Source organism: Streptomyces sp. 13-12-16 (genome assembly GCF_002114215.1).
Classification (GTDB): Bacteria; Actinomycetota; Actinomycetes; order Streptomycetales; family Streptomycetaceae; genus Streptomyces.
The window spans coordinates 1-831 of the sequence record NZ_NCTE01001152.1 but is presented as its reverse complement, the minus strand read 5'-3'; the positions used below and the strand labels follow the sequence as shown (position 1 = coordinate 831).

Sequence of the window (831 nt, the reverse complement as noted above, 5' to 3'; positions counted from 1 at the left end):
ACCTGGCGGTCCTCGGGGCGTCGCCGTGCCCGGAGGGGGCCTCCGCGCGGCCCGAGCGGCAGCGGGAGCGGCCGGCGGGGACGGTGTGGGCGTGGACCCCGCTCTTCCAGGCTCCCGAGGGCACGCCCCGGCAGGGCGCGGTGCCCGGGCTGAGCGACGTGGTGTCGATCGCGGACGGCGGGCACACCATGGTCGCCGTGCGCGGTGACGGCACCGTGTGGTCGTACGGCACCAATGCCGCCGGTTCCCTCGGGCACGGATCGCGTGAGCGCCACTACCTGGCCGAGCCCCGGCGGGTGACCGGGATCGGCCCCGCGCACGCGGTGTACGGCAGTGGGACGACCTTCCACGTGGTGCTGCGGGACGGCACCGTGACGGCGTGGGGATCGGACCGGTTCCTGGTCAGGGGCGGGAAGCGGGAGGGGTACGACGGGGCGGGCACCCCCGAGCGGGTGCCCGGGGTGCAGGGCGTGGCCGCCATGGGGCCGGGCCCGCTCAACGCCTTCGCGTTGCGCGGCGACGGCCGGGTCATCGGCTGGGGCATCAACCTCACCGACGTCCTGGGCGACCGCGACAGCACCCGGCTGACGACGATCGACGGGGTGGAGGGCGTCGTCGACGTGGCCTCGGCCGGCGGCGCCGTGGTCGCCGCGACGGCGGACGGCCGGGTCTGCGCCTGGGGCGGCAACACCCACGGACTGCTGGGCGTCGAGCCGCGCGGCGGACAGCCGGGGCGGCCCGTGCTCGTACCGGGTCCGAGGGACGTCGTCCAGGTGGCCGGCGGCTCGGACGTGGCCTACGCCCTCGACCGGGACGGCACCGTGCGGGCCT

At 77.4% G+C, this 831-nt stretch carries 1 protein-coding gene; it reads left to right on the top strand.

All coding sequences use genetic code 11. The features are described from left to right. A partial coding sequence (locus B7767_RS36690) for an RCC1 repeat domain-containing protein (RefSeq protein WP_107486535.1) occupies positions 1-831 on the top strand: 831 nt, incomplete at both ends.